The organism is Nocardia sp. NPDC005978, assembly GCF_040614455.1.
Taxonomy (GTDB): Bacteria; Actinomycetota; Actinomycetes; order Mycobacteriales; family Mycobacteriaceae; genus Nocardia.
Map to the genome: position 1 here is coordinate 23,680 of NZ_JBEXUS010000043.1, position 24,275 is coordinate 47,954.

Consider the following 24,275-nt stretch of genomic DNA (forward strand, 5'->3'; position numbering starts at 1 on the left):
CTGCGAAGAGACCGGGTCGAGTGGCGTGCCAACCGCACCCATCCTGCCACAGCTATTTTTCGGCTACGCCGAGCGATGGGGTGTCGGCACGGGATCGGGGGTACGCGACAGCGTGCTGCCCGAGCTAACCGGGCGAGGCGACCGCGGCGGCGGTGCACACCAGCGCCATGGCCCGGTACGGGTAGACCGCGATCACCGTGTCGACCCCGGCGGTGTGCAGGACGCGCGCGGTCGGGCCCGTGGCGATGACCGCGAGCAAGGTCCGCTCGCCGGCGGCGTACGCGTCGAGCAGGACCTCGATCCCCGCCGAACCGAGATGCGACACCCCGGTCAGATCCAGCAGCAGCCGACGTGGCCGCAGGTCCGCGGCACGACCCACCGCACGGGCGAGCACCGGGACGGTGTGGGAGTCGACGTCTCCGTTCACCACCAGGATCGGTCCGTAATCATGACCGTGGTCGAGGTGGATGTCGAGCCGGTTCGGGCTGGGGATCATCGTGCACGTCCTGCCTCGGCAGCGCGCTACCGGAGTCGGATTCGGCTGTGTTCTCTCAGTGGCTTGCCCACCCCCACCCGGTTCTACACACGCTCGAGCCCCCCGAGAAGCCGGGGCATGGCAGCGCAGCGACCGGACCAGCCCCGTCGTCAGAACAGATGCTTCCGGCCGAACGAGGCGAACTCGGCCTCGAGATCGGACTTGTCGGCGGCGGTCAGGACCTCGTATTCGGGCTTGCCGCGCCCGAACCAGCTGTACAGCGACTCGTCGGTGTGCCAGCGCTGTTCCTGGAGTTCGCGTTTGAGTACCTTGTTCGAGCCGGTCACCGGCAAGCCTGCGGAGACGCGTAGTAAGCGGGGGACGCCCTTGGAGCCGAGATCGTCTTGGGCCGTGAGGAACTCGGCGAACTCGGCGACATCGAAGGCATCGGGATCGGCGACCTCGATCGCCGCCATCACCCGGTCGCCCGAGCGGGGGTCCGGAACGCCGTAGACCGCGGCGGCGATGACCGCCGGATGTCGGCGGACCACCTGTTCGATCGACAGCGTCGAGGTGTTCTCCCCGTCCACGCGGAGCCAATCGCCTTTGCGGCCACCGAAATACAGGAACCCGGCTTCGTCGACGTATCCGAGGTCTCCGGTCCAATACCAGCCGTTTCGCAGTCGTTCGGCATCCGCGGCATCGTTCTTGTAGTAGCCCTCGAACACCATCGCGCCGGCCTTGTCGACCATCTCGCCGACCGACTCATCCGGATTCAGGACCCGGCCGTAGTCGTCCAATATCGCGCGCGGACAATCCTCGAGCGTCTGCGCGTTCACGACCGCCACCCCCGGATGCGCCGGACGTCCCAGGGCGGCGGCCGGGGCAGCCGGATCGAGCGCGGCCAGGGCCGGGCCTTCGCTCGAGCCGTAGCCCTCGAACAACTCGGCGCCGAATCGGCGGCGGAACTCGGCCTGGTCGGCCACCGACGCCTCGGTGCCGAAGCCGCGGACCAGGGTGGTGCCGGCGTCCTGCGGCGTCGCCGGGGTGGCGAGCAGATAGCCCAGGGCCTTGCCCACGTAGGTGAAGAACGTCGCGCCGAAATACCTGATGTCGGAGAGGAATCCGGTCGCGGAGAACTTCGGGGTCAGGCATACGGTCGCGCCGTTCACCAGCGCCGGCGCCCACAGCGCCATGATCGCGTTGCCGTGGAACAGCGGCATGCAGCAGTAGTCCACGTCCTCGCGGATATGGCCGAACTTGTCGCTGGCGGCGTAGCCGAGCATGGCCAGTCGGCGCTGGGTGCACTTGACCGCCTTGGAGGCGCCGGTCGTGCCCGAGGTGAACAGCAACAGCAGCAGGGCCTCCGCGCCCGCGTGCGCGACCGGCTCGGTCGCGTGCGCGATCAACGATTCGGTGTAGGCCGGGTCGTCCACCAGCAGGAACCTGTCCGGTTCCAGTCCTACCTCGAGGGCTTGCAGCCGGGCCATGCCGGGCGCGTCGGTGACGATCAACTGGCAGTCGACGTAGCGGATGTCCGCTTCCAGCTGGGAGTTGCCGCGGGTGGGATTGATGCCGACGACCGTCGCGCCCGCCAGGGCGGCCGCCCCCAGCCAGAAGACGAAATCGGGCACATTGTCCAGCAGAACGCCGATGTGGAACGGACCGTCGCGCCGCAGTGCGCGGGCCAGTTCGGCGCGCGCCGCCGATTCCCGCACCACCGCGTCCCAGGTCCAGTCCCGCTCGCGGGTGCGCAGGCCGAGCCGCTCGTCACCGAGCCGGTCGAGCAGCAGGCTCGCGATGTCCGCGCGCCGCGCGGCCGGGGGCCGCGACACTGATAGGTCCGTCATCTCCGATTCGCCTTCCATCCGCCGAGTTTCGCGCTTCTCACACGCCCGGGTACACGAGTTCGACGTACTCCCTGGGCAATTCATCGAACGAGAGCTTGCGGATCTCGACCGGCCCCGAGTGGTAGGAGTCCTCGCCGACGATCAGGCCCGCCGCGTCCACCGGCCACAGCAGGAGTTGGCGGAACGAGATCAGGTAGTCGGCCGCGGGATCCTCGACCGGCAGGCCGATCTGCGCGGCGTACGCGCCGGGATAGATCTGCCGCAGGTACCCCTCGGTGACGACGCAGTTGTCGTCGACCAGCAGGCGGTCCAGGTCGAACTCGAGAATGTTGGACTTGCTCGCCACGAACGCCGCGTAGTAGTCCCGCACGCCGTCCCAGCCCTTGGGGCCGACATCCTGGCCGAACTGCCAGAAGTGGTAGTTCGGCTCCGGCACCAGCGTTTTCATCAAACCATCCAGGTCCGGCACGGCCTCGGCCTTCATATGCGCGATGACGATCTCGAGAACCTGGCGATGCCGCTCGTTGACGGTGACGGCGAGCCGCTCCTCGAGCAGTTTCCAGGTGTTGGTGGGTTCGACGATGGCCATGGTGTGAATCTCCTTCTCCCGCACCGGCTGTGCCGGGCCCGTCGATCGTCTTCGAGTGGCGTGATCCGGGTCACCCGCCGCCCGTCGCGAGAATCACCGCCCCGGCCCGACACCCGTCGGTTCCGCCGCCGGGACCGACAATTGCGCGCACGACAACGCCATCCGGCGCACGAACAACGCCAGCGTCGCGGTGAACCGGTCCAGAGCGTCGTCGACATCCCAGCCCATCACGGCCTCCACCTGCGCGATTCGAGCGGCCACCGTGGAGTGATGCAGGTGCAACTCGGTCGCGGTGCGCCGCAGCGTGCCGAAGACGCAGAACGCCTCGAGGGTGTCGACCGCCAGCGCGCCCGCCTCGGTCGCCGCGAACTCGTTGACGCGCGTCACGTCCGCGACCCCCAACAGCCGCTGCACGGGTAGATCCGCGAGCAGCTCGAGCGCTCCCAGCCGTTCGAACGCGATCACCCGGCGGCCGTGCCAGGTGGATGAGGCGAACCGCAGCGCACGCCGCGCCTGCTCCCACGATGTGGCGGCCGCATATGCGGGCAACGATTCGCCCACCCCGATCCACGGCCCGTCCGCACCGGATTGGGAGGCCGGAAATGCCCGCACCACAGCGGCGTTCAATGTGTCCGAGAGACCAAGGTCCACGAAGGAGAGCCGGCCCGGTCCCACGGGAGCCTCTCCCCCGGCCTCGCCCGAACCGGAAACGCCTACGCCGGAACGCGTTCCGCCGTTCGCCGGCAGCGAGTCACGCCCACGCTGCCCGGTCACCACGCTGCCGCCGGACGGAACGCTCGACCGTCCCGGGTCCTGGACCAGTACCGCGGTGATCGAACCGATCACCGCCTGCCGCAGCACGGGCACCTGCTCGCCGATGATCCGCACGGCCACCGCGGTCCCCGGCCCGGCCAGCGCGAGCACCCGGGTCGACCGCCCCGGATCCAGCCCGAGCAGCCGCATCGCCCGGACCCGGTCCTCACGCCGCTCCTTCTCCGACAGCACAACTTCCAGCAGCGCCGGATCATCCATCCGCAGCGGGTTCGCCAGCTCCCGGGTGGCCACCACACGCAGGCAGTGCCGCAGCCGATCCAGCACCACGTCATCGAGCGAATGCGCGGGCGCGGACCAGGATCGCGCGCCGACCGGCTCGGACCGCGCGGGTCGACCGGTCGCGCGTGGCACACGCTCGGACGATGCGTCCCACCCCGCGCGCTCGAGCCAGACCGCGGGGTCCATCCCCGCCGCACCGGATCCGGTTCCCGCGGCCGGGAGCAGTCTGCCCGCCGCGTCGTAGCGGATCACCGAACCGCCGGGCCAGCTCGCGCCCACCGGGCATTCGGCCAGCAGCGCGGCCGCGCGAATGACGGTGTCGGCGTTGGCAGCCGATTCGTCGAAGCCGTCGAAGTAGTCGACGACCCGCAACAAGGCGTCCGCGCCGCCGGTCAGCTCGGACAGCCGGGGCACGTTCGAGGTCGGCGCAGGCTCGGACACACCGCTCCCTCCACATCGATGGAACTTCCGCTCAGCCTTACGCGCCGATATACGAAATCACCGGCAATCGACCGAACCGTTCGACTGGATGGGACTCGGGTTGCGGGGGTGCCTAGCGGACAGCCTCTTTCCCGGTGTGCCGACTGAAACCACACCTTGCCCGCCCCGGTGCGAGTGTGCGTAATTTCGGGCCGGTTCTCAGCTCCTGCTTCGCAGAAGTCCTGCCGCCACCGGGTACGCACAGGTGCAGTGGCAGATGACCCATTCGAAGTCAGTACACCCGGAAGCTGGTGACGCTGGGGGAATGCGGGAGATCGGTGGTGAGGGTGAATTCGACTTGGCCGGGGCCGGTTACGAGACGGAGGTTACCCACCACGGGGGCCGACCAGAAGAACGGTTGCCAGGCGCCCAGCGGGGTGGAGGCCTGCCCGGTGGCGCCGGTGTCGAGATTCCGCCACTGGACCGTGGGGGCCAGGGTGCACCAGGGGGCCGGGACCCCGAAGACCTTCAGCCAGCCCTTGAGTTGGAGGTCTACCGTGCCGGGCACGTCACCGTCGGGGTAGACATTGCCCACCGCCCAGACGTCGCCGGAGCAGCCCAGCCCGTATGCGCCCGTGGTGGTCATGGGGAGCTCGACGGGAATGTAATTCGAGGCCGCGGCGGGCGCGCTGGTGGCGATCAGTGCGGCTGCTGCCGCGCCGGCGGCGAGTGAGACCTTGGCAAGTTTCCGGTGGGGCATTTTCAGCCTTTCGACTGTCGATTGCTGCACGGGCGTTTGCATGAGAGGACTTCGGATTCATTGTTCCATCGGCTAACGGATTGCCGGCGTTACCCCGGCGCTTCGAGCAGCGAGCGGCTGAACCCCCGGTGGGCGGCAGGATGCCGGTTGCTCAGCGCGCGACGATCGACCCCGGTGCGTCGACCTCGTGCAGCCGGTCGACCAGTGCGGTGAGCGAGCGGTCCAGGCGGGCGTCGGTTGCCAGAGCGCCCAATCCACTGCTGGAAATCGCCTCGCACATCCCCCGATAGGCGACCTGTCCTCGGCGGGTGGGGAAGACCAATACGCGGCGACGGTCGGTGTCGTCCACCTTGCGATGCACCAGATTGTCCGCGATCATCGCATCGATGAGCCTGGTCAAGCTGGCGCCCGAGAGCAGGGTGGCGTCGCCCAGCTGCGACATCGGGACCCCGGCGCCGCCGGTGACGGTGGTGAGCACATGCCAGCGCGCGACCGCGGACTCGCCGAGACAGGCCGCGATCGACCGGTCCAAATCCTGCGACGCCCGGCGCACCAGGCGCGCCATCCGTTCCAGCGCCGCGGTTTCCCGGGTCGAGCGGGCAGTGCTATCGTCCACCGAAGCACTATATACAACGCCTTACGGTATTGATTCGATCGGAAATATTCGGTGGTGATTCCGTTGCCGCACAGGAATTCTCGCACCGAACGCAGCACGGTGGATATCGCGCTGGTGGTACCGCTCAGTGGGCCGGCGGGAATGTTCGGCCCTTCGTGTGAGGCCTGCGCCACCCTCGCCGTCGCGGATATCAACGCGGCGGGCGGAATTCTGGAGCGTGAGGTCCGGCTGCATCCGGTCGACGCGGGTGCGCCTTTGCCCGAACTGGCCGCGCGCATCGACAGAATGGTCGGACAGGGCCGTGTCGACGGCGTAGTGGGCTGGCATCTGTCCAACGCCCGCAAGGTGATCACGCCGCAGACTGCCGGACGGGTGCCGTACGTCTACACCACCTTCTATGAGGGCGGCGAGGATTCCGACGGCGTCTACATGGTCGGCGAAACTCCCGATCACCAACTCTTCCCGGCGATGCGCTGGCTGCGCGCCGAACAGGGCATCCGACAATGGTGCGTGATCGGGAACGACTACGTCTGGCCGCGTGAAACCGCGCGGGCCGCCAGGGAATTCGTCGACACCACCGATCTCGATATCGTCGGCGAGGCGTACGTTCCGCTCGGCGGCCGCGACTTCCGGCACGCCATCGACCTGATCCGGCGCTCCTCCGCGCAGGGCGTGCTGATCTTCATGGTGGGCGCGGACTGCGCGGCGTTCAACCGCGTATTCGCCCGGGCCGGTCTGGACGAGAGCCGAATCCGGCTGAGCATGATGATCGGCGAGGATGTGCTGTATGCGGGTGGCGCGGACAGCACCCGCGGATTGCACACCGCCAGCGGATATTTCGAAAGTCTTATCTCGCCCGCCGGAATGGATTTCGGCGCCCGGTATCTCCGCGAGTTCGGGCCGATAGCGCCCGCGCTCAACAATATCGGTGAATCCTGCTACGAGGGCCTGCTGTTGTTCGCCTCCTTGGCCGAAGGCGCTCGCAGTCTGGACCTGCGGGCGATCGAACGCAATGCCGGGCGGGTGAGCTACGACGGTCCGCGCGGTGAGGTGCGAGTGCGCGGCGCGCACACCACCCAGCCGGTGTACCTGGCCGGGGCCGACGCGCTGGAGTTCAGCGTGCTGGCCGAGCTGAATTCCTGAATCCCCTCTCCCCCAAGCCATCACGGGCCGATGCTGGGTAGCCCGACGCCGTAATCAGAACTTCACGTGGCAGATTCACCACGGAGACCTGCACGGCTTTGTATCGTCTCCGTACGGAATATGTTCGAATGAAAATAAATGAGGAGGATCGTGCCCTCTTATCAGTTCGACTGCCACACCTGCGGAAGCTTCGATCGCACCTTCTCGATGGCCGAGGTTCCGGCCGCCACCGCCTGCCCGGTGTGCGCGAGCGCGTGCCGCCGCCGCTTCGGGGGCGCCCCGCTGATCCATCCGGGGTCCGCTGCCGCGCGGCTCATCGACGCGACCCAGCGCACCGCGAGCGAGCCGGGGGTGGTCGACGCGCCGGCCGGCCGGAGTCCGGGACGTATCACCCGGAATCCCCTGCACCACAAGCTTCCCCGCCCCTGATCCCGCGATACCCGACACCGAGAGAAGGACGCCTTGCCCGAACTGCTCTTTCCCCTGGATTCCCGCAAGAAGTTCACCGAGCAGAAGTACGTCGGCCACAACCGCTGGCACCCGGATATCCCGGCCCCGGTCACGGTCAAACCCGGTGACGAGTTCCGCGTGCACGTGCGCGAATGGTTCGACGGCGCCATCCACAACGACGACTCCGCCGAGGACGTGCTCAACGCACCCTTGAGCACCGTGCACTGCCTGTCCGGGCCCTTCGCGGTGGAGGGTGCGAAGCCCGGCGACCTGCTGATCGTGGACATCCTCGATATCGGCCCGATTCCGCAGGAGGACTCCGGCCCGCTGGCCGGCCAGGGCTGGGGCTACACCGGCATCTTCCCCACCGACAACGGCGGCGGTTTCCTCACCGAGCACTTCCCCGACGCGTACAAGGCGATCTGGGATTTCAGCGGCCATACCGCGACCTCACGCCATGTGCCGCACGTGAAGTTCACCGGCATCATGCATCCCGGACTGATGGGCACCGCCCCCTCGGCGGCGCTGCTGTCCAAGTGGAACGCCCGCGAGGGTGCGCTGATCGCCACCGATCCGCAGCGCGTCCCGCCGCTGGCGCTGCCGCCCGAACCCCGCGACGCCATTCTCGGATCGCTGAGCGGCGGCGCGTTCGACGCCGCCGCGGCCGAGGCCGCCCGCACCGCGCCGCCGCGCGAGAACGGCGGCAATCAGGACATCAAGAACCTCACCCGCGGCAGCCGCGTCTTCTACCCGGTCTTCGTGGACGGCGCGAAGCTGTCGGTCGGCGATCTGCACTTCTCCCAGGGCGACGGCGAGATCACCTTCTGCGGCGCGATCGAGATGGGCGGCTTCATCGACCTGCGGGTGGACCTGATCAAGAACGGCATGGAACTGTACGGCGTCTCGGAGAACGCCATCTTCATGCCCGGCAACGAAGGCCCCAATTACACCGAGTACCTGGCCTTCTCGGGCACCTCGGTCACCCTGTCCGGCGAGCAGCGCTACCTGGACTCGCAGCTGTCCTTCGAACGCGCCTGCCTGCACGCCATCGACTACCTCACCAAGTTCGGCTACAGCCCCGAACAGGCCTACCTGCTGCTCGGCGCGGCTCCCATCGAGGGACGTTTCTCCGGCGTGGTGGATATTCCGAATTCTTGTGCCACCGTGTACATCCCGACGGCGATCTTCGACTTCCCGATCACCCCGAGCGCATCCGGCCCGGTTGCCATCGACCCGGGAATGGGGGCGCCGCGCGCCACTCGCTGACTCGAAACCTGCTCGGGAGGAGTCGAATTCGCGAGTGAATCGGCTCCTTCTGCCGGCGGATCGCGCACGTCGAGTGGCGTGCGCGTCGAGCAGACCGCGTTGTGCCGCCCGCTACGTGGACCGGTCCGGCGACAACGCGCCGACATCGCACTGGCCGTCGGCATCGTTTCCCGCCGCCAGCACCGTGCCATCGGCGCGGAGTCCGAGCGTGTGGGTCGATCCCGCCGCGATGGCCACGACATCGCGCCACCCTCGAACATCGCATTGCCCGTACCCGTTGTCGCCGACGGCGAGAACTCCGCCACCCGCCGTCAGCCCGACCGTGTGATAGCTCCCCGCGCTCACCGCGACGATGTCGGTCCATCCATCGACAGCACACTCGGCCGCTCCCCGGCGCCCCGCAGCGACCACCCGGCCGTCCCTCCCGAGCCCGACCGTATGGAGATACCCCGCCGCGATGCCGCCCAGTGCCCGCCACCCTCCGACATCGCACTGCCCGCCACGGTTGTTGCCGACTGCGACAGCGGTCCCATCCGCGCGAACCCCAACCGAGTGCCAATCACCACATCCGAGCGCCACGACCTCGCGCCACTCCCCGATCTCACACTGCCCCTCCGCGTTTCGGCCGACCGCCACCACGCTGCCATCCGCATACAAGCCGAGCGTGCGCCGCCAACCAGCCGCGACGGCCGTGACACCACTCCATTCCCGCACGTCACACTGCCCATCACCGTTCCACCCGGAGGCCACCACGGTGCCATCCGCACGCAGCCCGACCGAATGCGACTTGCCGGTGTTCCGCGCGGAGTGCACATTGCCCGCCGCCACGGCGACGATATGCCGCCACTGCTCCACGTCACACTCCCCGGCGGCACCGTTGCCCACCGCAACCACACTGCCGTCAGCACGACAGACAACCGAATGCCGCCTGCCCGCCGCGATTCGCGCCACGATAAACCCCTGTCCCCGACCATCTAATGTCCGCCGACGAATCCTAGTGATCCGGTGACGCCGGATCGGCGAAACTCCACTCCGAGCCGTCTGGCCGGATGGCGGAGCGGTGTTCGGTTGATGCCGGCGCCGGTGGTGGGAGGGCAGATCGGGTGGCGTCAGTGCTGCTGCTGCGACGACGCTGTGGCGAGGAGTTCGGTGAGGGTTTCCAGGCCCGGGAGGTCGAGACCGCCGCCGGTGTGGGTGGCTCGGGAGAGTAGTTGCTGCAGGCGGGTATTGAGGGGGGCGGGGACCGCGTGGAGGCGGGACAGGAGGGCTATCTCACCGTTGAGGTAGTCGACTTCGTTGGTGGGGGTGGCCCGGGCGAAGCTCTGCCAGGTGGATTGGCGGCCGGGGGTTACCCCGGACTGTTCGTCGAAGTGGGTTTGGGCTGGGTCGAGGACGAGGTCGGCGAGGTCTCGGGGAGTGAAGCCCGCGGCAGCGAGGACCGTGCGGGCCTCGGCGCTGAGAGCCAGCCCGACCGTGTCTTTCGTGCGGCGGTCTCCGGCCAGTACTTCGAGTCCGTTACGGACACTGTGGACGATCTTCGCTGCCTTGTAGGAGCGGATGTCGGAGGCCAGGGTGATCAGGAAGTTCGCTTCGGTGACGTCCGTGGCGACGGTTTTCAGAGCCTGCTCGGCGAATTCGGGGGTGCGGGTGCTCGAGATTCCGGCGATGATACCGCCGAGGTGGGGATGCCCGCCGACGCGGACTTCGCCGGTGCGGCCGTGCTGGGCCGAGATGAGGAAGACCGCGCCCAGTACGGTGTCGAACCAGCGGGTGGCGGCGCGTTCGGCGTCCAGGCCGTTCTGCACGGTCACCACCGGAATCAGTTCCGCGGCAATGCCCCGGATATCGCCGTGCTCGTCGGTCACGTCGCGCCATGCCACGGCGGGAGCGACCGTCGGCAGATCCTGGGACTTCACCGCGAGCACGACGATGTCGCCGATCCGCAGTCCCAGGTCCGCGGCCAGGTCGACGGCCCGGAGCCGAACCTCCCGGCTCCCGGCGTGGGTGTGGTACGACAGTGGTTGTGTGACAAGGTGTTCGAGCGTCGCACCGCGTGCCACGAGCAGCACGTCATGTCCGCGATCGCCGAGTTCCACGGCCAGACTGACGCCGATCGCCCCCGCGCCGACGATGACATATCGGGTCATCGGCGGACCCGGCGCAGGAAGGTCTCACCGGCGCGCACCGGGAAATCGAGGCGGTTCTCCGGTGGCGGCAGCGGGCACAGGTAGTGGTCGGAGAATGTGCAGGGCGGCAGGTGGGCGCGGTTGAAGTCCGCGACGATCCGGCCCTCGCCATCGGGTGCGGGGACGGTGAGGAATCGGAAGCGCTGGGTCTCGGTGCCGTTGGTGGTGTCCGCGAAGGTGAGCTGGATGTCGCCGTTCGGGGCAGCCGCGCCCGACAGCGCCAGTTCTCGGCCGTCGATAACGATACGCAGGCGAACCCCGGCGTTACTGCTGACGAATCCGTCGATGTGGTCGAGTCGCAGTGGCGCGGCGAAGGTTTCGGCGACGCCGTCGAAGACCCAGGAAGGATCCGGGGCGAAGGCATCGATCCCCGCCAAGTCGGCACGGGTGGGCGCTTGCGGGTCGAATACCCGTAGTGCGACCTCGCCGGCGCGAATCAGGGGTTGCAGCAACAGGTCTCCGCTGGGCACTCGGTCCCCGGGCGCGAGCTCGAGATGAAAACCGGTGCCGTGGCCGATGGCGCGGCCGTCCGCGGCGACCCACGCGCCCGGGACGCCGTCGATGTGCAGCGGAGTGTCGCCGAGCCAATATGTTCCGATCGCGGCGGCGAGACCGTGTTCCGCGGTAGCGAGCGTCTCGCGCTCGATGTGCCACTGCTGCCAGTGGGATACCCAGGTATCGGTTGCCGTGGTCATTGTGAGGCCCTTTCGAGAGTGGAGGGTTCCCGGCCGGACAGTGCCCGGCGTCCGGGGATGGCGGCGAGCAGCCGTTGGGTGCGAATGTCCCGCGGATCGCCGAAGACGTCTGCGACCGAACCCGCTTCGACGACCTTGCCCCGGTCGAGCACCGATACGGTGTGCGCGATCTTCGCTATGACCGAGAGGTCGTGCGACACGAACAGGTATGCCAGGCCGAATCGCCGTTGCAGTTCGAGAAGCAGTTCGAGGATCTGCTCCTGCACCGAGACATCCAGCGCGGAGACCGGCTCGTCCAGCAGCACGAGATCCGGTCGCAGGGACAGCGCCCGTGCGATGGCGACGCGCTGGCGCTGCCCGCCGGACAACTCATCGGGCAACCGGTTCAGCGCGGTGCGCGGCAGCGCCACCGCATCCAGGAGTTCACCGGCGCGGGCACGGCGTTCGGCGCGGCTGCCGATTCGGTAGGACACCAGTGGCTCGATAACGCTGTCGCGCACCGTGAATCGCGGATCAAGAGCGGCGTAGGGGTTCTGCTGTACCAGCTGGAAGCGCCGACGGAGCGGGCGCTGCCGCCGCCACGACAGACCCGCCAGATCGGTGCCGTCGAAGCGCACCGCACCGGAGGTGGGCGGCTCGAGGCCCATCGCGAGACGCAGCAGCGTGGATTTCCCCGAACCGGACTCGCCGACCACCGCGTGGGTGCGACCGGCGGGCACGCGGAGCGACACCTCGTCCAGCGCGACCACTCGGCGCCCGCGCCGGGTGGCCCGGAATTGCTTGGATACAGCGTCGATCTCGAGAATGGCGGGAAGGCCTTCGGCCCCGGTTTCCCGGAAGTGCGGCGCCGGCACTCCCCCGTTCGCCAGCGCGGGCGCGGCGGCGATCAGCCGACGTGTATAGGCGTCCGCGGGTGCGACGAGAATCTTTGCGGGCGTGCCGGATTCGACGATCCGGCCCTGTCGCATCACGATCACCCGGTCGGCGCGGTCCGCCGCCACGGCGAGATCATGCGTGATGATGAGCAGGGCGATACCGCTGTCGCGCACCAGCGATTCGAGATGGTCGAGGATGCGGGCCTGTACGGTCACGTCCAGCGCGCTGGTGGGTTCGTCGGCGATGATCAGATCGGGTCGCCCGGCCAGGGCGATCGCGATCAGTACCCGCTGGCGCTGTCCGCCGGAGAGCTCGTGCGGATAGCGGTGCACATGGTGCTCGGGGTCGTCGAGTCCGGCGGTGCGCAATATGCCGAGCACTTCGACATCCACCGCGGGACCGCGTATTCCGCGCAGTCGTACCGCCTCGGCGACCTGGGTTCCGATCTGCCGGGTGGGATTGAGGCCGACCATCGGGTCCTGCGGAATCAGTCCGACCGTTGCTCCGCGCAGGGAACGGACCGTCTTCTCGCGGGCTCCGACGATCTCGACTCCCCCGACCCGAATCGAGCCGCCGATGATCCGCGCGTTATCGGGCAGCAGGCCGATCACAGCGTGCGCGGTGGTGGATTTTCCGGAGCCGGACTCGCCGACCAGCGCCACGATTTCGCCCGGGCGCACCGACAACGAGACATCGTCCACGGCTCCCACCACGCTGCCGCCGGTCAGGTAGCCCGCCGAGAGGCCGGAGATTTCGACGATCGGCGCGACGGCCCGCGTGCGGGCTTCCGGCGCGGTCACCGCCGCACCTCACGCATGGTTTGCGCAATGTGGTTGAGCGCCAGCACCGTCAGCGCGACCAACGCGCCCGGCAGCAGCGACACCCACGGCGCGGTCACCAGGAAGTTCCGTCCGGCGGCCACGAGCGACCCCCATTCGGCCTCCGGTGGCGCCGCCCCGAAGCCGAGGAAGCTCAGTGCCGCCACCGCGATGATCGCCGCCCCGAAATCCACCACCGCCAGCGCCAGTACCGGACCCCAGGAGTTGGGCAGCACGTGCCGGATCAGCACTCGCGGCCAGGATCCGCCACCGGATCGCGCGGCTTCCACATAGGGCAGCGTCTTCACCCGGAGCACCTCGGCACGGGTGGTGCGCGCGAAACCGGGGATGGTGCCGACGCCGACGGCGATGGCCACCGGGATGGTCCCGAAGCCCAGGGCGGTGACGATCGACAGCGCCAGCAGCAGGCCCGGAATCGCGAGCTGCACATCGACCACGCGCATGATCAACGCGTCGAGTACGCCACCGAGAAACCCGGACACCACGCCCAGCAGGAGTCCCGCGCCGAGCCCGATGGCAATCGCCAACAGGGCCGCCTTGACCGTGAGGTCGGCGCCGTAGAGCGTGCGGGTCCACAGATCGCGACCGACATCGTCGGTGCCGAACAGGTGGGCGCCGCTGGGCGCGCGCAATCGCTCGGCGGGTGCGGTGGCGTAGGGCTCGTAGTCGGTGAACAGGGTGGGCGCGAAGGCGGCGACGATCACGAACGCGACCAGCACGCTCGCCAGTACGAAGCCCGGCCGGCGGGCGAGCCGCAGCAGCCGCGAACGGCCACGGGCGCCGCGCATACGCGGGGGAAGTTCCCGGCCGTCGCCGAATGCGGTCGTCTCCGGGGCAGTCAGCGTTTGCACCATGTCACCGCACCTCGGCGGCCGCGGGGTGGGCGATGCGCGGATCCAGCAGCGGATAGAGCAGGTCGACGATCAAGTTGATCAAGACGAACCCGGCGGCCGCGACCACCACGATCGCCTGCACCACCGGAACATCCTTGGCGAGCACCGATTCCTGGGCGAGCCGGCCGATACCGTTGCGATTGAAGACGGTTTCCACCACGATTGCGCTGGTCACGGTGAGGCCCACCAGGACTCCGATGATGGTGAGCGCGGGCAGGGCGGCGTTGCGCAGGGCGTGCCGAAACTGCACGGCCCCGCGCGAGAGGCCCTTGGCGCGAGCGGTCACAATGTACGGCTCGCGCAGGGTGTCGGCGAAGCTGCGCCCGAGCACCTGCGCGAGCTGGGACGCGCCCGGCAGCGCCATGGTGATCACCGGGAGCACCAGGTATTTCCAGCCGCCCGAGCCCGAGGACGGCAGCCAGCCCAGCTCGAACGAGAAGTACTGGATGAGCCCGAGTCCCACCAGGAACGACGGGACCGCGACACCCAGCGCCGGGGCCCGATCCAGCAGCACGCGCAACGGTGCGATCCGCACGAACGCGGCCAGGTAGGCGATCCCCGCACCCAGCACGATCGCGAGCGCACCGGCGATCAGGCTGAGTGTGAGGGTGCCGCCGAGTCTTTCGGCCAGCAGCTCGCTCACCGGCGCCTGTTTGGCGATCGAGGTGCCGAAGTCGCCGTGCAGCGCACCGGTCAGCGCGGAGAAGTACTGGTCCGGGATCGGGCGGTCCAGCCCGTACTTCGCCTTGGCGGCCGCGAGCTGTGCCGCTGTGAGGGAATCGGTTTCGATTCCGGCGGCACTGAGCTGGATCGATACCGGATCACTGGGAAGCAGGTACAGCACGGCGAAGGCGAGTGTGAACGCCGCCCAGAGCACGCCCGCCGCCTGTACCACTCGCCCGGCGATATAGCCGATCACGGCTGGATCCAGACGTCGTGCAGGTCGATGAAGCTCTCGGCGGTGAAGCGGAAACCGTTGACCTGATTGCGAATTCCGGCGAACTGCACGCGTTCGGACACCGGGAAGGTGATGCCGTTGTCGATCAGCGCCCCCTGGAGTTCGTGGTAGATCCGCTCGCGCGCCGCGGGATCGGTCGACTGCAGCGCACGGGTGAACAGATCCGAGATCTGTGCCGCCGCGGCCGGTTTCTGGGCGTTGCGCGCCATCGCCTTCGAATTGGCCAGGACTTCGACGAGGATGAATTGCAGCGCACCGGGATCCGCCCGGGTGAAGTAGCCCTCGACGAGGTCGTACTGGCCGTTGGCGATGACCGCGGGCCGCTCGGCCGCGGTCACGGACTTCAGCTGGAGCTCGATTCCCACCTGGCGCAGCTGATCCTGGAACAACTCCGCACCGACACTGGCCGCGCTCAACGGCTGGACCAGGGTGAGCCGCTTGCCGTCCTTGGAACGGTATTGATCACCGGGCGCGAACTTCCACCCCGCCGCGTCCAGCAGGCGACCGGCCTGCGCCGGGTCATAGGTGAGCTTGGCGCTCTGGTTGGCGTAATACGGGGTGGTGTTGTCGAAGGGACCGCCGACGACCGGGTAGTCCGCTCCGAAGGTGGTCGCGGCGAAGGTCTTCAGATCGATGGCGTGGTAGAGCGCCTGCCGGATCTGGTCGTCGGCCAGCGGGCGACCTTCGGACACGTTCGGGTACAGCGTGTAGGAGACGCCCGGGAGCGAACGCGATCGCAGGTACGCACCGGATCGGCCGATGAGGGCCCGATCCTCGACGGTGAACGGATTGCGCGGCCAGGCGATGTCGATCTGTCCGCTGACCAGGTTGCCGGTCCGAACCCCGTCTTCGGCGACGTAACTGACCTTCACCTTGTCCAGATAGGCCTCGCCGGTGTTCTTGTTCAACGGCGACGGCCACCGGTAGCCGGTCCGGCGACTCAGGGTGACCCCTTGGTTCGGGGTGTAGTTGTCGAGCGTGAACTGTCCGGATCCCACGACATCGCCGAGGCAGCGCTGCTGCGGTGTCTTCTGGAAGGAGGCCGGCGACAGCAGCGCCAGGTTGGTGGTCGCGGTCGCCTGCAGGAAGGAGGAATTCGGCCTACCGAAGTGGAATTTGATCGTTTTGGGATCGATCACCTGCGCCGACTCGAGTCCCACGATGTAGCTCGCGCCGAAGGCGGTGCCGCTCGAGGTGCGGGCGAGATCGATGAATCCGTCGAAATTGGTCTTCACCGCGGCGGCGTCCAGCGGTGCGCCGTCGGCGAAGGTCACCCCCTCGCGCAGGGTGAAGGTGTAGTCGAGCCCGTCGGGGCTGATCTGCCACGCGGTCGCCAGCCACGGCACGATCGCCCCGGTGTCCGGGTCCTGGTCGGTGAGCGAATCGGCGAAATTGCGGATCAGCGAACGGTGTTCGATCCAATAGGTCTGGAACGGGTCGATGCAGGCGAAGGCCACATTGTCCGGAAAGAACGCCAGATTCAGGGTGCCGCCCCGCACCGGTTCCTGCCCTTCGCCCGAGGGCCCACCGGCGGTGTCGGCGCTGCCGCCGCAGGCGCTCACGAGCAGGGTCAGTGTCGCGGCAAAGGCTGCGGCACCGAGCTTTCCGGCCTTGCGCGGACTGCGCGCGAGCCGCGTGGTGATAGTCATGGCTGGGTTGTTCCTCGAAGTAGGTTGGGGGCGCGCGGCCCGGAGTGTCGACAGGTGGTGCGGTGGTGGCGTATTACGCGTCCGGCCGTAGCACCGAACGCCCGGCGCCGAGCACGGCGGCGTCCTCCTGCGGGGGATGCACGCGCACGCAGAGCGCGTCGCGCAGATGGCGTTCGAGCGGGTTGTGCCGGGTCAGCGCGGCATTGCCGAGGGCCGCGACCGCGGTCTCCACCGCAGCGATCACCGATCGCGCGATGAGCACCTTGACCACCGATAATCGCTGCGCCACCTCGCTTTCCCCGGCCGCGAGGCGGTGCAGGGCGCCGAACAGCAGGGTCTCGGCCTGCACGATCTGGGCTTCTATCTCACCGGCCACCCATTGGATGCGTTCGGTGTCGGCGATCGGCTTGCCGAGTGCGGTCGGTACACGATCGCGGGCGTAGTCGGCGAAGGCCGCGCGGGCCGCGCGCGCCACACCGACGTACAGCGCCGCGTGTCCGAGGGAGGCCGGGCCGGCGGCAGCCGCTGGGTCCCGGTAGACGCCGTTCTGGAACGGGATCTCCGAGAAGTTCCGGTAGGGCACTGCGACATCGGCGTAGCTGACGTCATGGGTATTGGAGGCGCGCAGGCCCAGGTGATCCCAGGTGTGGCGCCAGGTGATGCCGTCGGCGTCGGCGGGGACGATCAGATGTCCCACCCGGACCGGAGTTTCGTCGGTCACCACCCACACGAGGTGGTAGGACAGCGCGGTGCCGCCGGTCGCGAAAGTCTTGTGCCCATTGAGAACCCAGCCGTCGGCGGTGCGGCGGGCGAGGGTGGCGGGCAGGCCGCCACGTGCGGGCGCACCCAATTCGGGTTCGGCGCGGATCGCGTTGATCAGGACCGGCTGTCCGGCCGCGCGACGCACCAATTCACGGTAGAGATCTTCCGGCCAGTTCCCGGCCGCGGTCTGCGCGAGGTGAGCCGCCAGTGTGTTCGCGACGATCAAGGCAACCGACGGGTCGCCCTCGCCGATCGCGATCAGCAGTCGCGCCACCTCGCTGTGATCGAGCTCGGGTCCGCCGTAGCGTGCGGACACCGTCGCGGTGAGGTACCCGCCGCGTTGCACGGCGCGCAAGCCGGCCTCGGGAATATCACCGCTGCGATCGTATTTCGCTGCCGTGGAGGCGATTTCCGCCGTGAGAGCGGCCAGCGCGGCCGGTGAGGTATCGGGGACGGTCAGCAACGGACCGGTGGTGGCGGTCACGAGCGGCCCGCCGTGGCCAGCGCGCCCGGATGATCGGCCTGCAGGGTGCCGCGCGTACCGGTTCGCCTACGATGTTCGAGTTCCTGCCGGACCAGCGGCAGGATGTAGCGCCCGTAATCGATGACATCGTTGAGGGTGTCGTACCCGCGGATGGAGACCAGGTTCGCACCGAGGTCGATGTAGTCCAGGATGGCGGCGGCCACCGTCTCCGGGCTGCCGACCAGGGCCGTGGACGCACCCGCGGCATTGGTGACCGCCGCGGTCCTGGTCCACAGCGCGCGATCGTAGATCTCTTGGCGCCGAGCGAATTCCAGTGCCCGCCGGGAGCCGACATTCTGTGGTTCGGATCCACTCACCGTGCGGTACGCGCCGCGTTCGAAGGTACGGGCGATGCGGTCGGCGTAGTCGTGTGCCTTGGCCCATGCCAGCTCGTCGGTGCGGTCGATGATGGGGCGGAAGGTCACCCAGATGCGCGGGCGGTCGGCCCGCCCGGCCGCGGCGGCTATGGCGTGCACCCGCGCGATCTGGGATGCGATGTCCGCCAGTGGTTCTCCCCAGAACGAGAAGATGTCGGCCTTGGCGCCGCCGATGTCGAACGCGGCATCGGACTGTCCGCCGATCGAAATCGGAATCGAGGTGGCGTAGGGCGGGAAACCCGGCCCGAAATCGTCGAATCGATAGTGCGTACCCGCATACGAGAAGGGCGCCGTCTCGGTCCACGAACGCCGCAGGACATCGATGAATTCACCGGTGCGCGCGTACCTTTCGTCCTTGGTCGAGTAGTCGCCCTGCCGAGCCTGTTCGGCGTCGTTGCCCCCGGAGATCACGTGCACCACCGCGCGGCCCTCGGTCAGCTGATCCAGGGTCGCCAGTTGCTGTGCGGCGACCGTGGGGAACACCGTGTTCGGCCGGACCGCGACGATGGGCTTGAGCCGCGCGCTGAGCTGTCCCACCGCGGAGGCGAGCACGAACGAGTCCGCGCCGGCGGAGCCGTACGGCAGTAGCGTGGCGTCGAATCCGCCGTCTTCCAGAGCCCGCACGTAGCGCCGCACGAACGGCAGATCGATCCCCCGGGTAGGTATCGGCTCCAGTTCGGTCGAGGCGTTGGCGTGGGTGAGGCTGATGAACTCCACCTCCGTCGCCGCGGTGCCCGGTACCGCGTTCGAGTCCGCATCGGCAGTCATGGGATTCCTCTCGGCGAACAATTATCGATAAATCGTCATGCTAGGGAGACCGCACCCGCGGAAACCAGGGTTCTCTTCAGGTATTTCGATTCGGATAGCCGATCATCACCGATAGTCGAAATACGTTGCACGCATTCGGATCCGGTAGATCGAAAGGGTTTCCGAAATGCCGTATCGACTATTCCGACATCACCTGTCGAGCCGTCACACAACCCGCTGACCTGGTTGTCAGGCGTGATCAGTAGGCTTTGCCCGGGTTGAATATTCCCGCCGGATCCAGCGCTCGCCGGATGGCGTGCTGTACCCGCAGGGAATCCGCTCCCTGCTCCCGTTCGAGCCACTGTCGTTTGAGCACGCCCACACCGTGCTCACCGGTGATGGTGCCGCCCAATTCCAGGGCCGCGGCGAAGATTTCCGCCGCGGCCGACTCGGCCCGGACGCGAGCCGCGGGATCGTTGTCGGGTATCACGATTATCGGGTGCAGATTTCCGTCCCCGGCATGGCCGAACGTATAGATCCGGCTGTCGTGTTCGGCGGCGATCGCGGTGATGCGGCGCACCGCCTCGGCGATCCGTGAGCGGGGCACGGCGATGTCCTCGATGAGCGCGCGGCCGTGCCGTTCCAAGGCGGGCAGTGCCGCGCGGCGGATCGCCAGGAGTTCGTCCGCGGCCTCGCGATCACCGCCCACGTCGATTCGAGAGGTGTACCGCCGCAACACATCCACTATCAGATCGGCTTCCGCGCGGGCACCGAATCCGTCGGTCTGCGCCACGAGGAACGAGCCCGCCGCCTGCCCGCGCACACCGAGCAGGTCTTGCGCCTCGCGCAGCGATGCCGCGTCGAGCAACTCCAGCATGGCGGGCCGCACTCGCGCGGCGAGCACTTCCGTCGCGGCGGCCGCCGCCTGCTCGACGTCGTCGAAATACGCGGCGATGGTGACGGTATCGATCGGAGCGGGGTGCAACCGCACCACCGCCTCGACAATGACCCCCAGGGTGCCCTCCGAGCCGGTGAACAGGCTCGTGAGATCCAGTCCCGCAACGCCTTTGGCAGTGCGACGCCCGGTGTGCACGAGGGTGCCGTCGGCGAGCACGACACCGAGTCCCAGCACCGCCTCACGGGTCACGCCGTACTTGACACACCGAAGTCCGCCGGCGTTCGTGGCGATATTGCCCCCGATGGTGGAGATGGCAACGCTCGCCGGGTCGGGCGCATACCGCAGACCGTGCTTCGCGGCCGCCGCGTCGAGCGTGGCCGCGCTGACCCCGGCCTGCACCACCGCCAGCTCATCGACCGGCGAGATCTCGAGAATTCGGCGCAGTCCGCTGACGTCGAGGACCAGCGAGCCCGCCCCCGCGCTCGCGCCACCGGCCAATCCGCTGCCACCGCCCCGGACCACCACCGACAGCCCCCGCTCGGCCGCGAAGGTCACCGCGCGGCGCACATCGTCGACATCCGCGGCGACCACCACCAACTCCGGCGATCCCGGCGGCTCGTAGCCGGATCTGTCGACGCGATAGGTATCGGGGACCTGCTGCCCGCTCAGCACGGTTCCGGAAAACGACGGTAGATCGAGGGTCATCACGTACTCCTCTCCGAGGGCGAGCAAACCCGACCCCTCGGGCACGGTGAAGCCTTGGAATCAGGGCAATCCCAACGTCTGCGCATCGTGCGCGGGCGGGCGTACGATCGCCGATCACCATCCCGTCCGAGAGCGAAGGCAGAACATGACAACACCGGGGCAGCAACAGAATTCGGATGCCGCAGCGAACGAATGGCGCGAACACGGGGTCCGGGTCGTCAAATCCGGGGAGCTCGATCCCAACACCGCGCAGACTCCGGGCATGGACCGCGCCGCGGCGATCAATGCCGCGCGCGTGGGTGCGCAGCGCATCTGGGCGGGCACCGTCACGATCCACCCGGACGCGAAAACCGGTGCGCATCACCACGGTGCGCTGGAGAGTGTCATCTACGTCGTGCGCGGGCGCGCGCGCATGCGCTGGGGAAATCAGCTCGAATTCGTCGCCGAGGCCGAACCGGGCGACTTCATCTTCGTCCCGCCGTATGTCCCGCATCAGGAGATCAACGCCAGCACCGACGAACCGCTGGAGTGTGTCCTGGTCCGCAGCGACAGCGAAGCGGTGGTGGTGAATCTCGATATCGAGCCGGTCGAAGCGCCCGAAACCGTGCACTGGGTGGACCCGATTCATCCGCACCCGTGATCCGCGGTCCGATCGAAAATTCCGATCACTGTCGATAACCGAATTCGATCGTACGAATTGAATTCACGTGATCGCAAATGATTGACCCGAATACGTTCGGCGGGTTGAGTTTTCATCGGTCGGCGGGGTGTCGGTTCCGGCCGAAATCACACTTCTACGAACGGGTGAAATGTCTACTCACGAAGAGGCCGATCGTCCGGCCACACGCCCCCGAATCCGTTCGCGGCGGCGGCGCAACATCTGGATCGCCGCGGGAGTCGCGGCCGCGGTGGCACTCGCGGCGGGTGTGTTCGCCGGACTGTCGAACAGCGATGCCGAGGACGCCGGGGCGATCACCAAGGACGGCACGCTGGTGTACGCGGTCGCGGGTACCCAGGTCTCGCTCGATCCCGCGGTCGCGGCGACCGCGGTCACCAGCCTGGTCAATCGCAATATCTTCGATTCGCTGGTGGCCCAGACCGGTCCGGATTCCTTCGGTGGATGGCTGGCCGATTCGTGGACGATCTCGCCGGACGGGCGGACCTACCGGTTCGCGCTGCGCGAGGGAGTGACCTTCCACGACGGCACACCGTTCACCGCGGACGCGGTGCGGGCCAGCCTGGATCACATCGTCGATCCGAAGACTAAGTCCGCGTACGCGGCGTCATTGATCAGCGCCTATCAGGAGACCCGGGTCATCGATCCGCTCACGGCGGAAGTCGTGCTGAAGCAACCCTTCACGCCGTTCCTCCAAGCGCTGTCCACCCCGAGTCTGGGCATCCAGAGTCCCAAGGCACTCGCCGATCCGACCTACCGGCCGGTGGGCACCGGGCCCTTCGCCTTCGAGAGCTGGGAGCAGGGCAAGGCCGAGACGCTGACCCGATTCGACGCCTACCGCTGGCCGGCCCCGGGCAGCGCGCATTCCGGCGCGGCGCACCTGGGCAAACTGGTGTTCCAGTTCATCGCTGAGGACGCCACCCGGTACGGCGCGCTGACCAGCGGTCAGGTGCAGGCCATCGGCGGGGTGCCGGCGGTCTCCGCGGACGATCTGGCCAAGCGAGACAACTTCACGCTGCATTCGGATGAGACGCCCGGCCTGAATTACAACGTGTACCTCAACCAGTCGCGCGGGCCGCTCGCCGATCCGGTGGTGCGCCGGGCGCTCACGGCGTCGGTGGATGTGGCCAAGCTGGTGAAGAACATCTACTTCGGGCACTTTCCGGTGGCGGACAACGCGATCAGCAAGGTGACCGCCGGATACGACGCCTCGGCCCGCGACGACCTCACCCGCTATGACCCCGACAATGCCAAGCGGCTGCTCGATCAGGCTGGTTGGAACAACACCGATTCCGAAGGTTTCCGGGTCAAGGACGGCGTGCGGCTGTCACTGGTGTGGCCCTACTGGCCCGACGGCACCCGTGAGCAGCGTGACGTGGTGGCCGATGGAATCCGGGCACAGGCCCGCGCGGTGGGTATCGATATCCAGCGGCCCACCGTCGACACCGGCACCTACATCGAGAAGTATCTGATCGGCGGCGGTTACGACCTGGTGGATGTCAGCTTCGCCCGGCCCACCCCCGATGTGCTGCGCTTCGCGTTCTTCTCCGCCAACACCTACGCCAAGGCGGGCGGCAATGTGGCGCTGGTCAATTCACCGCAGCTCGACTCCTGGGTGACCGGCGCCGCAGCCACCACCGATCCGAAGCAGGCCGCCGGGAACTACTCCTCGGTTCAGCACGAGGTGCTGAAGCAGGCGTACATCATTCCGATCTACACCCCGGTCAGCCTGACTGGATACGCGAAGTCGGTGCGCGATCTGACCTTCGACGCACAGACCTATCCACGGTTCTATGACGCCTGGCTGTCGGCGTGAGCCGAATGCCCGCGATCCTGAGGTGGCCGCCGGCACCCCTGCGGCGGCTACCCGAGCCGCTGCGGTGGCTGCTCGGCCGCCTCGCTCTCGCGGTGCTCGTGATCTGGGCGGCGGCCACGCTGACTTTCGCTGGGCTGCAAGCTATTCCAGGTGACCCGGCGCGTGCCATCGCGGGCGGAGTGGCGGCGACCAGCTCGCCGCAGGTGCTGGCGCAGATCCGGGCCGAATACGGGCTGGACTCGCCGATCCATGTGCAGTACGCCCGGTTCCTCGGCCGCCTGGCCCACGGCGATCTCGGCACCTCCTACCAGCAGCATCGACCGGTGCGCGCGCTCATCGCCGAACAGCTGTGGCCCACGGTCGAACTCGCGATCGGCGGGCTGGTGCTCGGCCTGGCGATATCGGTCGCCGTCGCGGTGTTCACCGCACAGCGACCCCGCGCACGGTCGGCGGCCCGCGCGGTCGAGTTCACCGCGCTGTCCATGCCCACCTACTGGGTGGGTTTCGTGCTGCTGGCGCTGTTCTCGTTTCATTGGCAGGTGTTCCCGGTGGTCGGGGAGACCGGCCTGCGCGGGCTGGTACTGCCGTGGCTCACCCTCGCCGTGGCCGTGGCCGGGGTGCTGTCACAGGTCACCCGGGACGGGCTCGAGCACGCGCTGGAGCAGCCGTTCGCGGTCACCGTGCGGGCGCGCGGAGCGAGCGAGTTCCGGGTGCGGGTCCGGCACGCGCTGCGGCATGCGGCCGCCCCGGTGCTGACCCTCTCGGGCTGGATGCTGGGCAACCTGCTCGGCGGTGTGGTCGTGGTGGAAACCGTCTTCGCGCGCCGGGGCCTGGGCCAATTGCTGGTGAGCGCGGTTCGCGGCCGCGACTATCCGGTGGTGACCGGCACGGTGGTGCTCACCGCCGCGGCGTTCGCGCTGATCTCGATAGCACTCGACCAGCTGTACCGGCTGGTGGATCCCCGCATTCGGGAGGTGGCGCGATGACCGCACCGGCCTCGGAGATGACATCGGCCGCGCCGGCCCAGCGCTTCCACACGACCGGCCCCCGACT

General features: G+C 68.2%; 22 protein-coding genes. 6 read left to right on the top strand and 16 right to left on the bottom strand.

The features are described 5' to 3' along the window. Positions 1-124: 124 nt before the first annotated feature. The 6 genes from ABZ319_RS20665 to ABZ319_RS20690 all read right to left on the bottom strand — a co-directional run bounded on the left by ABZ319_RS20665 (position 125) and on the right by ABZ319_RS20690 (position 5,763). Positions 125-496, bottom strand: a complete 372-nt coding sequence (locus tag ABZ319_RS20665; protein WP_354988062.1) for an STAS domain-containing protein — start codon at positions 494-496, stop codon at positions 125-127. Between the two features lie 149 nt (positions 497-645). Beyond that, on the bottom strand, positions 646-2,325 hold the full coding sequence (locus tag ABZ319_RS20670) for an AMP-binding protein (protein ID WP_354988063.1): 1,680 nt from the start codon (positions 2,323-2,325) through the stop codon (positions 646-648). A 37-nt stretch (positions 2,326-2,362) separates the two neighbouring features. After that, positions 2,363-2,914, bottom strand: coding sequence for a nuclear transport factor 2 family protein (locus ABZ319_RS20675; protein WP_354988064.1), 552 nt, complete (start codon positions 2,912-2,914; stop codon positions 2,363-2,365). 93 nt (positions 2,915-3,007) lie between these two features. Continuing rightward, on the bottom strand, positions 3,008-4,408 hold the full coding sequence (locus ABZ319_RS20680; protein ID WP_354988065.1) for a helix-turn-helix domain-containing protein: 1,401 nt from the start codon (positions 4,406-4,408) through the stop codon (positions 3,008-3,010). A gap of 271 nt (positions 4,409-4,679) precedes the next feature. After that, positions 4,680-5,147 carry a hypothetical protein gene (locus tag ABZ319_RS20685; RefSeq protein WP_354988066.1) on the bottom strand — a complete coding sequence of 156 codons (468 nt, stop codon included), beginning with the start codon at positions 5,145-5,147 and terminating at the stop codon, positions 4,680-4,682. 151 nt (positions 5,148-5,298) lie between these two features. Next, positions 5,299-5,763 (bottom strand): MarR family transcriptional regulator, encoded by a 465-nt coding sequence (locus tag ABZ319_RS20690; RefSeq protein ID WP_354988067.1) that lies wholly within the window; start codon positions 5,761-5,763, stop codon positions 5,299-5,301. Between the two features lie 51 nt (positions 5,764-5,814). On the opposite strand from ABZ319_RS20690, the gene ABZ319_RS20695 reads away from it, so the two are divergent. The 3 genes from ABZ319_RS20695 (at position 5,815) to fmdA (ending at position 8,622) form a co-directional block, all read left to right on the top strand. Beyond that, positions 5,815-6,906 carry a substrate-binding domain-containing protein gene (locus tag ABZ319_RS20695; RefSeq protein ID WP_354988068.1) on the top strand — a complete coding sequence of 364 codons (1,092 nt, stop codon included), beginning with the start codon at positions 5,815-5,817 and terminating at the stop codon, positions 6,904-6,906. Between the two features lie 150 nt (positions 6,907-7,056). Next, positions 7,057-7,335, top strand: coding sequence for a zinc ribbon domain-containing protein (locus ABZ319_RS20700; RefSeq protein ID WP_354988069.1), 279 nt, complete (start codon positions 7,057-7,059; stop codon positions 7,333-7,335). 33 nt (positions 7,336-7,368) lie between these two features. Beyond that, positions 7,369-8,622 carry a formamidase gene (gene fmdA / locus ABZ319_RS20705; RefSeq protein WP_354988070.1) on the top strand — a complete coding sequence of 418 codons (1,254 nt, stop codon included), beginning with the start codon at positions 7,369-7,371 and terminating at the stop codon, positions 8,620-8,622. Between the two features lie 111 nt (positions 8,623-8,733). Here the strand turns inward: fmdA and ABZ319_RS20710 are convergent, their stop codons facing one another. From ABZ319_RS20710 to ABZ319_RS20755, 10 genes are all read right to left on the bottom strand, one after another. Then, entirely contained in the window at positions 8,734-9,573 is an 840-nt protein-coding gene (locus ABZ319_RS20710) for a chromosome condensation regulator (RefSeq protein ID WP_354988071.1), read from the bottom strand. 158 nt (positions 9,574-9,731) lie between these two features. Further along, positions 9,732-10,769 carry a 2-dehydropantoate 2-reductase N-terminal domain-containing protein gene (locus tag ABZ319_RS20715; RefSeq protein WP_354988072.1) on the bottom strand — a complete coding sequence of 346 codons (1,038 nt, stop codon included), beginning with the start codon at positions 10,767-10,769 and terminating at the stop codon, positions 9,732-9,734. After that, positions 10,766-11,503: a DUF1684 domain-containing protein gene (locus tag ABZ319_RS20720; RefSeq protein ID WP_354988073.1), complete on the bottom strand. Its 738-nt coding sequence runs from the start codon at positions 11,501-11,503 to the stop codon at positions 10,766-10,768. The genes ABZ319_RS20715 and ABZ319_RS20720 overlap by 4 nt, the downstream gene beginning before the upstream one ends. Continuing rightward, positions 11,500-13,179 (bottom strand): ABC transporter ATP-binding protein, encoded by a 1,680-nt coding sequence (locus tag ABZ319_RS20725; protein WP_354988074.1) that lies wholly within the window; start codon positions 13,177-13,179, stop codon positions 11,500-11,502. Before ABZ319_RS20725 ends, ABZ319_RS20720 begins: the two co-directional genes overlap by 4 nt. Then, complete coding sequence (locus tag ABZ319_RS20730) at positions 13,176-14,072, bottom strand: ABC transporter permease (RefSeq protein WP_354988075.1); 897 nt, start codon at positions 14,070-14,072, stop codon at positions 13,176-13,178. The genes ABZ319_RS20725 and ABZ319_RS20730 overlap by 4 nt, the downstream gene beginning before the upstream one ends. Before the next feature lies 1 nt (position 14,073). After that, a complete protein-coding gene (locus ABZ319_RS20735) occupies positions 14,074-15,030 on the bottom strand; it encodes an ABC transporter permease (RefSeq protein WP_354988076.1) in 957 nt (318 codons plus the stop codon). Next, on the bottom strand, positions 15,027-16,718 hold the full coding sequence (locus ABZ319_RS20740; protein WP_354988077.1) for an ABC transporter substrate-binding protein: 1,692 nt from the start codon (positions 16,716-16,718) through the stop codon (positions 15,027-15,029). Before ABZ319_RS20740 ends, ABZ319_RS20735 begins: the two co-directional genes overlap by 4 nt. 73 nt (positions 16,719-16,791) lie before the next feature. Further along, entirely contained in the window at positions 16,792-17,964 is a 1,173-nt protein-coding gene (locus ABZ319_RS20745; RefSeq protein ID WP_354988078.1) for an acyl-CoA dehydrogenase family protein, read from the bottom strand. After that, positions 17,961-19,148 (bottom strand): LLM class flavin-dependent oxidoreductase, encoded by a 1,188-nt coding sequence (locus tag ABZ319_RS20750; RefSeq protein WP_354988079.1) that lies wholly within the window; start codon positions 19,146-19,148, stop codon positions 17,961-17,963. Before ABZ319_RS20750 ends, ABZ319_RS20745 begins: the two co-directional genes overlap by 4 nt. A 238-nt stretch (positions 19,149-19,386) precedes the next feature. Continuing rightward, positions 19,387-20,730: an FAD-linked oxidase C-terminal domain-containing protein gene (locus ABZ319_RS20755; protein WP_354988080.1), complete on the bottom strand. Its 1,344-nt coding sequence runs from the start codon at positions 20,728-20,730 to the stop codon at positions 19,387-19,389. A 145-nt stretch (positions 20,731-20,875) separates the two neighbouring features. Between ABZ319_RS20755 and ABZ319_RS20760 the strand changes: the two genes are divergently transcribed. From ABZ319_RS20760 to ABZ319_RS20770, 3 genes are all read left to right on the top strand, one after another. Beyond that, a complete protein-coding gene (locus ABZ319_RS20760) occupies positions 20,876-21,370 on the top strand; it encodes a cupin domain-containing protein (protein WP_354988081.1) in 495 nt (164 codons plus the stop codon). A 169-nt stretch (positions 21,371-21,539) separates the two neighbouring features. Beyond that, positions 21,540-23,222 carry an ABC transporter substrate-binding protein gene (locus tag ABZ319_RS20765; protein ID WP_354988082.1) on the top strand — a complete coding sequence of 561 codons (1,683 nt, stop codon included), beginning with the start codon at positions 21,540-21,542 and terminating at the stop codon, positions 23,220-23,222. Positions 23,223-23,227: 5 nt separating this feature from the next. Then, the gene (locus tag ABZ319_RS20770; protein ID WP_354988089.1) at positions 23,228-24,208 is read left to right on the top strand and encodes an ABC transporter permease; all 981 of its coding nucleotides are present in this window, start codon (positions 23,228-23,230) and stop codon (positions 24,206-24,208) included. Positions 24,209-24,275 lie beyond the last annotated feature (67 nt).